At 69.2% G+C, this 8,672-nt stretch carries 6 protein-coding genes; 2 read left to right on the plus strand and 4 right to left on the minus strand.

Going from position 1 to position 8,672, the window contains the following annotated elements; genetic code table 11:
- Positions 1-323: 323 nt before the first annotated feature.
- The gene (locus tag D9R12_RS13010) at positions 324-920 is read left to right on the plus strand and encodes a biliverdin-producing heme oxygenase (protein ID WP_122231060.1); all 597 of its coding nucleotides are present in this window, start codon (positions 324-326) and stop codon (positions 918-920) included.
- Entirely contained in the window at positions 917-2,827 is a 1,911-nt protein-coding gene (gene bphP, locus D9R12_RS13015) for a bacteriophytochrome BphP (RefSeq protein ID WP_122231062.1), read from the plus strand. The genes D9R12_RS13010 and bphP overlap by 4 nt, the downstream gene beginning before the upstream one ends.
- Positions 2,828-2,859: 32 nt before the next feature.
- On the opposite strand, the gene D9R12_RS13020 is transcribed toward bphP, so the two are convergent.
- The 4 genes from D9R12_RS13020 to D9R12_RS13035 form a co-directional block, all read right to left on the minus strand.
- Positions 2,860-3,903, minus strand: a complete 1,044-nt coding sequence (locus tag D9R12_RS13020; protein WP_122231064.1) for a glycoside hydrolase family 5 protein — start codon at positions 3,901-3,903, stop codon at positions 2,860-2,862.
- A 481-nt stretch (positions 3,904-4,384) separates the two neighbouring features.
- Entirely contained in the window at positions 4,385-5,458 is a 1,074-nt protein-coding gene (locus D9R12_RS13025) for a glycoside hydrolase family 5 protein (protein WP_122231066.1), read from the minus strand.
- Between the two features lie 193 nt (positions 5,459-5,651).
- Entirely contained in the window at positions 5,652-6,839 is a 1,188-nt protein-coding gene (locus D9R12_RS13030) for a benzoate/H(+) symporter BenE family transporter (protein WP_014159292.1), read from the minus strand.
- Between the two features lie 87 nt (positions 6,840-6,926).
- Positions 6,927-8,387: an FAD-dependent oxidoreductase gene (locus D9R12_RS13035; RefSeq protein WP_122231068.1), complete on the minus strand. Its 1,461-nt coding sequence runs from the start codon at positions 8,385-8,387 to the stop codon at positions 6,927-6,929.
- Between the last annotated feature and the right edge of the window lie 285 nt (positions 8,388-8,672).

The raw sequence follows: 8,672 nt of genomic DNA on the forward strand, positions 1-8,672 counted from the left end.
GCCCCGTGCTGCCGAAGCCCACCCCGCGCCGGGCCGTGGCGGCGCCAGCCCTGGCCGCGCACGATGGTTGGTTCATTGGCGCGCGCGCTGCTAGCAGCCTGTCGGACTTTGGTCGGCCGGGCTGCGAATCCGCCTGTGCGGTCCATCTTTCCGCCGCTTCTTGGCCATAGCACCACTATGGGCCGGCGAACCGTCGAAAATCTGACCTCGCACAGCCGAATTCTCGCCTCGACCACCAAAGCCCGACAGACTGCTAGGCTCGCCTTGGCCCGAACGCCCGCTTGCCGACGCCGGGCATTGACCTTTGCTTCCGCCGCGCCCGCATGTCCCCAGTTCCCCAGGTTGAACCGCAGTCTGCCGCACGTTTCCTGCGTGAGGTCACCGCGCAGGCGCATGCCCGGGTCGAAGCCTTGCCGCACATGCCCGCGCTGGCCGCCGGCACCCTGGATCGCGCGCGCTACGCGCAGGTGCTGGGTTGCCATCTGGCGGTCTTGGCCCCGTGGGAATGCACCCATGCGCCCTGGCTGGACACGCTGGCCGCGCACGGCTGGCCGTATCGCCGCCGTGCCGCTGCCCTGCGCCATGACCTGGCCGCGCTGGAGGCCAGCGCCCCGATGGCGCCGCAACCGGCTCTGCCGGCCGACGGCCCGGCCCGCGCGTGGGGCATGTTGTACGTGGTCGAAGGCGCGCTGCTGGGCGGCCGGATCATCGCCCGCCAGTTGCGCCTGCAGCAGCCGCAGCTGGCCCCGGCGCTGGCCTACCTGGACATGGGCAGCCAAGATCCCTCGGCCTGGCGCCGCTTCCAGGGCTGCCTGGAAGCGGCGCTGGCCGATCCGCCTTCGCGCGCGCAGGCCGCGGCCGGCGCCAGGGCGATGTTCGCGCGTTTCGCCCACCATCTTTCCGCGGGAGTGCGTGCATGAGGGGCGCGTTCGACCCGGTGGACATGGACGCATGCGCGCGCGAGCCGATCCACATCCCCGGTTCCATCCAGCCGTACGGCGTGCTGCTGGTGATCGACCCGGCCAGTGGCCGGGTGGTGCAGGCCAGCGCGACGGCGGCGGCGCTGCTGGGGGTGGACGCCGGCGCGCTGCTTGGCCAGCGCTGGGACGCGCTGCTGGACCTGGGGGCGCGGGTCCTGCCGGCCGCCGACCCACAGGCCGAGCCGCTGCATCTGGCGCATGCGCCGGTGACCTTCCCGCAGCGCGGCCAGCCCACCGCCGAGCCCTGCGTGGCCGCCTGGCACCTGTCGCCGGAGCAGTGGCTGGTGGAGATCGAGCCGCGTGATTCGCAGGCCTGCGATGTCACCGCGCGCGATGCGCTGCCGGTGCTGCGCCTGCTGGAGCGCGATGGCTCGGTGGCCGAAGCCGCCCTGCGCGTGGCGCGCGAGATCCACGCCATGCTGGGCTACGAGCGGGTGATGGTCTATCGCTTCGACCAGGACTGGAATGGCGATGTGATCGCCGAAGCCAGGGCGGCGCATCTGCAAGGCTACCTGGGCCTGCATTACCCGGCCACCGACATCCCGGCGCAGGCGCGGGCACTGTACCTGCGCAACCGCGTGCGCCAGATCGCCCACGTCGGCTATCGCCCGGCGCCGATCGAGCCGGTGCTCAACCCGCACAGCCAGCAGCCGGTGGACCTGAGCGATGTCAGCCTGCGCAGCGTCTCGCCGGTGCACCTGGAATACCTGGGCAACATGGGCGTGCGCGCCACCCTGGTGACTTCGATCGTGGTCAATGACGTGCTGTGGGGACTGGTGTCCTGCCACCACGACCGGCCGCTGTTTGCCAGCCACGCCATGCGCGATGTGGCCGACGCGCTGACCCGCGGCCTGGCCGCGCGCATCGGCGGGCTGCAGGCGGTGGAACGGGCGCGCACCGAATCGGCCCTGCTCACCGTGCGCGAGAAGCTGATCACCGCGTTCAACCAGATCGGCACCGGCACCGCAGACATGCTGGCCGACATGGCGCCGGAGCTGATGGACGTGATCGATGCCGATGGCGTGGCGATCTTCCACGGCCATCAGGTGACCGGCCACGGCCAGCTGCCGGCAGCGCAGGACCTGACCCGGATCCGCGCCCGGATCGAGGCGCGCAACGACCAGAACCTGCGCGAAGGCGCGGTCGGCGCGCTGCAGACCGATGCGATTGGCACCACCTTCCCGGAACTGGCCGACCTGGCACCGCTGGCCGCTGGCGTCCTGTTCGTGCCGTTGATGCCACAGGCGCGCAGCGCACTGCTGTGGACCCGGCGCGAGCAGGTGCAGACGGTCAACTGGGCAGGCAATCCGCAGCTGGCCAAGCTGCCGGATATCCCCAATTCGCGCCTGTCGCCACGCAAGAGCTTCCAGCTGTGGCAGGAAACGGTGCGCGGGCGTTCGCGCCCGTGGTCGAGGCTGGACCTGGAATCGGCGCGCAGCCTGCAGGTGCTGATCGAGCTGATGGAGCGCAAGCGTTACCAGCAGGACTTCACCATGCTGGAGGCTTCGCTGGCGCGGCTGCGCCAGGCCGTGGCGATCATCGAGCGCGGCCCGACCGGCATCGCCCGGGTCGTGTTTGCCAACGACGCCTTTGCCCGGCTGGCCGATACCGACACCTCGGACATGATCGGGCGCGACCTGCGTACGCTGCTGGATCCCTCGCTCCCGCCCCGGCAGCTGGCGCAGCTGGAAACCCGGCTGGGCCAGGGGGAAGCCAGCGGTGCGGTGCTGCCGCTGCGGGTGGCCAATGCCGATCCGGTGGCCTGGCAATTCGATTTCGAACCGCTGCCGGCAGCGGCCGGCAAGACGGTCAGCCACTGGCTGCTGCAGCTGCGCGAGCCGGATTGATGCCGGCCCGCGCGGCGGTCACCGCGTGATGCCTACTTGCCGGTGACCTCGCGGGCGTGCGCCGACAGGACCGCCAGTTGCGGCTTGGCCACGCCATCGACCGGCTGCACGCTGAAGATATAGCTCGGGTTCCACCAGGCACCAGCGGCCCAGTAGGTCCAGCCCAGCCACACATCGCTGTTGGTCTGCATGTACGCGAGCATGCCGTCCAGGGCGGCCATGCAGGTGGGGTTGTCGGCCGCGCCGAATTCACCCAGGAAGCCGACCTTCTGGTTGGCACGCAGCCAATCGGTGAAGCCCTTGAGCTTGTCGGCGCCGATGGTGGTGCTGACACAGGTGGCCGAGGTGCCCGAGTAATCCTTGTCCAGGTACTGGTGCACTTCGAAGGCCAGGTGATTGGCCGGGTCGCTCAGCTTGGCCAGGGCATCGCCATTGGAGATGCCGCCGCCGGCCGAGGCGCTGTTCCAGCTGTGCGCGCCGGTCCATGCCACGCCCGGAACCAGCACCAGGTTGCCGGCCCCGGTGGCGCGGATGGCATTGATGCCGGCCTGCGCGGCGCTGGCCCAGGTGGTGGAGGACAGCCCGGCCGGCTCGTTCATCAGGCCGAAGATCACTGCATCGTCGTTGGCGAAGGCGCTCGCCAGCTGCCGCCACAGGTCGGCGAAAACCGTTTCGGGCACGGTGCTGCTGCCGATGGCGGCGCCGTTGTATTTGCCGTAGTTGTGCGGGTCCAGAATGATCTTCAGGCCATGGTTCCTGGCGCGGGTGACCGCGGTGCGGATCTGGCCCAGCTGCGCGGCATCGAGGGTGACGCCGGCGTTGGGCTGCAGGCGCTCCCACAGGAACGGCAAGCGGATCACGTTCATGCCCTGATCGGCGAAGTATGCATAGTCCGCATCGGAGGCATACATGTAGTCCTTGAACAGCACGCCTGGCTTTTTGGACGAGTTGAATTCGGCCCCGGCCAGATTGACGCCTGCGTACTGCAGCGTGGTCTGTGCGTGGGCGCTGGAGGCGCAGGCCAGTCCGGCAGCCAGGGCCAGGGTGTTCAGCAAAGTGGTGATCGAAGGGCGCATTGGGGGATCTCGGTGGTGTCGTGCGGACGCGCTCGGCGTGTCGCAGCAGGGGGATGGATTTGTCTTGCTGAACCGGTGGCTGGCGTGACGTTCGTGCCAGACCGACAGCCATCGTGGGCGTGTCATCTGCAAGCGGTGGCGCCGGCATCGGGGCTGACCGTTGCCGGCTCGACTTCGTCGCGCGTGGACCGCCGCAGTTCCAGCGTCCGTGGCGTGGCGTGCGGATCAGTTCCTGATTCCACCCGTGGCGAGGTCGGGTGGAATTTCGCAATTGGCATGCCAGTCAGCGTCCCCGCCCGCACCGCAATGTGCGTAGCGTGACAGAGTTCGATCGATCACCTGGATGACCCGCACACGCATCGAGATGGCATCGCCGCACGCGTGGCCGGCGGCGCCTGTTGCTGCCCGCGCGGGCGAGCATGCAAGAAAACAGCCGCACTGCATGCGGCTGTCGGGTGTCGAAAGGGGTCGGTTTGTGCCCTCAGTGGGCGTGCTTGTTCGACTGGGTGATCTGGCGGGCGTACCTGGACAGCACCGCCATCTGCGGTTTGTCGTTGCCCTCCTTGTCCGGCTGGACATTGAACATGTAGCTCGGCGGCCACCAGCCACCCGCGGCCCAGTAACTCCAACCACGCCACACATCGCCATTGTCCTGGATGTAGGCCAGCATTCTGTCCAGCGCGGCCAGACAGGCCGGGTCGGGACTGGCGCCGAATTCGCCCAGGAACCCGGTCTTGCCGTTCTCGCGCAGCCAGCGGGTGAAGCCTTCCAGGCGGCGCACGCCGATGTTCTGGTCGTCGCCGCACTCGGGCTTGGTGCCCGACGAGTCCTTGTCCAGGTACTGGTGCGCTTCGAACACCAGCCGGTTGGCTGGATCCTTGAGCTTGGCCAGCGCATCGCCGTTGGAGGTGCCGCGCCCGGCGACCCGGCTGCCCCAGCTGTGGGCCCCGCTCCAGGCCGTGCCCGGCACCAGGATCAGGTTTTGCGCGCCTGCCGCGCGGATCGCATCGATGCCGGCCTGGGCGATCCTGGCCCACTCGGTGGCGCCCATGTCGTGCGGCTCGTTCATCAGGCCGAACATCACCTGCTTGTTGTTGGCAAACGCCGGCTCCCTGGCCAGGCGCGCCCACAGGTCGGTGAACACTGCCACCGGCACCGCCTCGCTGCCGATCTGCGCACCGTTGTAGTCGGCGTAGTTGTGCACGTCCAGCAGCACGGTGATGCCACGCCTGGAGGCGTTCTCCACCGTCTTCTGCAGCAGCTTGAGCTGGATGGCGTCGAACTCGCCCCTGGGCTGCGGTTGCAGGCGTTCCCACAGGAACGGCAGGCGCACCACGTTCATGCCCTTGGAGGCGAAGTAGTCGAAGTCCTTCTCGGACGGGTAGGTGTAGTCCTTGAACAACGTGCCTGGCTTCTGGCTGGCCTTGAACTCGGCGCCGGCCAGGTTGACCCCGGCGTACTGCAGCACGCGCTGCTGGGCGCTGGCGGCCAGCGGGGTGGCCAGCAGCAGCGTGGCCAGGGCCAGGCTGAGCGTTCGGCAAAGGTGGGTGCGCATGGACGTCTCCGTGGGGTCAAACCATCGTCATGCCCGGCGGCCGACAGGCGTAAGCGACCACCAAACGGCACGATGCATGGACGGTGCAGGTGGGGGAAGCGACCGCATTGCAGACATGAGCCTACGACATCCAACGCAACACGCCGATGAAACGGCCGGCGCCAGGCCTGACCATTGCGTCATCGGTGAACGATCAGCCGGTCTTGCGCGGACGCAGCACCAGCAGCGCGACGCCACCGCCCAGCAGGCCCCAGAACGCGGCGCCGATGCCGTGCACGCTCAGTCCGGAGGCGGTGATCAGGAAGCTCAGCAGCGCCGCCTCGCGGCTGCCGTGGTCTTTCAGCGCCCCGCTCAGGTTGCTGCCCAGCGCGCCCAGCAGGGCGATGCCGGCCATGGCCATCACCAGCTCCCTGGGAAACGCGGCCAGCAAGGTCACCACGGTCGCGCCGAACAGGCCGACCACCAGGTAGATCACCCCGGCCCAGACCGCGGCCATGTAACGGCGCTGCGGATCCGGGTGGGCTTCCGGCCCCATGCAGATGGCCGCGGTGATCGCCGCCAGATTGAGCGAGAACGCCCCGAACGGCGCCAGCACCACGTTCAGCGCGCCGGTCCAGCCGATCAGCGGCGAAACCGGCATGTGATAACCCGAGGCACGGATCACTGCCACGCCCGGCACATTCTGCGAGGCCATGGTCACCACGAACATCGGCAGGGCGATCCCCAGCAGCGCGGCGAAGGAGAAGGTCGGGGTGACCCACACCGGGCGCGTGGGCGTCAGCACGACGCTGTCCAGATGCAGCAGCCCGCCGCCGGCTGCCACCGCAATCCCGACCAGCAGCGTGGCGATCACCGAATAGCGCGGCCACAGCCGGCGCATCAGCAGGTAGCTGGCCAGCATCGCCAGCACCAGCAGCGGCTGGGTCCTGACCGCGACGAAGGTGTCCAGGCCGAAGCGCAGCAGGACCCCGGCCAGCATGCCCGCGGCCAGCGGCAGCGGGATGCGCGAGAGCATCTTCTCGAACACCCCGGAAAATCCCGCCACTGCGATCAGCGCCGCGCACACCACGAACGCACCGATCGCATCGGACAGCGGCAGCGCGGTGGTGGTGGCCGCCAGCATCGCCGCCGCCGGTGTCGACCAGGCCGTCACCACCGGCATCCGATAGCGCAGCGACAGGCCGATGCAGGTCAGGCCCATTCCCACGCCCAACGCCAGGATCCACGAACTGGTCTGGGCCTGGTCGGCACCGACCTGGCGCGCGGCCTGGAACACGATCACCGCCGAACTGGCAAAGCCCACCAGCACGGTGACCAGGCCGGCGGCCAAGGCCGAGACGGAGGAATCACGCAGCAGGCGGGCAGGTGTCAGGGCAGACATGGTGGGCACTGGAAGTCGGCCGTGGCAACGCGCGGCAGATGGAAGGCGCAGGCACGGCCAAGACCGCGCCTGGGTGCGGATCGTGGCTCAGCCCAGCAACAACTCCGCGATGCTGGCTGCTGCGTCGCGCCCCTCCGCCACGGCGGTGACCACCAGGTCGGCGCCGCGCACCGCGTCGCCGCCGGCGAACAGCTTCGGGTGGGTGGTCTGGTAGGGCAGGCGCTGGCTTCCATCAGCGTTCACGCCGCCGGCCACGATCCGGCCGTTGGCCTGGCCTTCCACGCCCAGCGCGGACAGCCACTCGGGCAGGGTCGGCGAGAAGCCGAAGGCGATGATCACCACGTCCGCGTCCAGCAGCGATTGGCTGCCTTCGATTGGCTCGGCGGTGCGGCGGCCGCGCGCGTCCGGTTCGCCCAGGCGGGTCTGGACCACGCGCACCGCGCAGGCCTTGCCGTCCGGGCCGGCTTCCACTGCCAGCGGCTGGCGGTTGAACAAAAAGCGCACGCCTTCCTCGCGGGCGTTGGCCACCTCGCGCGCGCTGCCGGGCATGTTGGCCTCGTCGCGGCGATAGGCGCAGGTGACCTTGGCCGCGCCCAGGCGAATGGCGCTGCGCACGCAGTCCATGCCGGTGTCGCCGCCGCCCAGCACCACCACGCGCTTGCCGGTCAGGTCGGGCAGGACGATCTTGTCTTCCCAGCCGGCGATCGGCCGGCCCCAGGTGTCGCCGCCGGTGACGATGCGCGCGTTCTGGACCAGGAACGGCAGCGCCGGCAGCACCCCTTCCAGGTCCTGGCCGGGCAGCCCGCCGTCGGTGTAGCGATAGGCGCCGGTGCCCAGGAACACCGCGTCGAACTCGCCCAGCAGCTGCTCCATGGTCACATCGCGGCCCACTTCCACGCCCAGCCGGAATTCCACGCCCATGCCTTCCAGCACCTCGCGGCGGGTGGCGATCACCGACTTGTCCAGCTTGAAGCTGGGAATGCCGAACTGCAGCAACCCGCCGATCTGCTCGTAGCGGTCGAACACCACCGCATGGATGCCGGCATGGGCCAGCTGGTCGGCGCAGGACAGGCCGGCCGGACCGGCGCCGATCACCGCCACGCGCTTGCCGGTGGGCGTGACGCTGCCCATGTCCGGGCGCCAGCCGGTGGCCAGGGCGGTATCGACGATGTACTTCTCGACCGCGCCGATGGTCACCGCGCCGAATTCCTCCAGCGTGCAGCTGCCTTCGCACAGGCGGTCCTGCGGGCACACCCGGCCGCAGACTTCCGGCAGCGGGTTGGTGGTGTGGCACAGGGTGGCCGCCTCGTGGATGCGGTTTTCCTGGACCAGCTGCAGCCACTGCGGAATGGCATTGTGGACCGGGCATTTCCAGCTGCAGTACGGATTGCCGCAGTCCAGGCAGCGTCCGGCCTGGTACTGGGCATCGGCCTTGTCGAACTTGCCGTACAGCTCGCCCCAGTCGCCGGAGGTGCGCAGTTCCACCGGGATGCGCTGGGGCATCTGGCGGGGCAATTCGAGGAACTGGAAGGCTTGCTTGCGGCTCATGGAAAATTTCTCGGATGGTCCCGCTCGGGGAGCGTAGGAGCGGACCGCAGGGCCGCGAGAGGCTTCACCGGGAAAGCCCCATCGCGCCCTGAGGTGCGCTTGTGTCTGCGCGAAGGTCTAGAGTTTGGGTGGAGAGCGATGTGCGGCAGGCCGATGGAGCGCAGTGTTGCCAAGCACGTGTAGGAGCCCGGGCCGCCGCACATCGACCTCGTCCCTAGCCCGAACAGTTGAACGAGCTCAAGCTCGAACTTCACAAGCGTGGGCAGGATCGAGGCGGCTCTCTCC

The sequence above is a fragment of the Pseudoxanthomonas spadix genome, assembly GCF_003703395.1.
Lineage (GTDB): Bacteria > Pseudomonadota > Gammaproteobacteria > Xanthomonadales > Xanthomonadaceae > Pseudoxanthomonas_A > Pseudoxanthomonas_A spadix.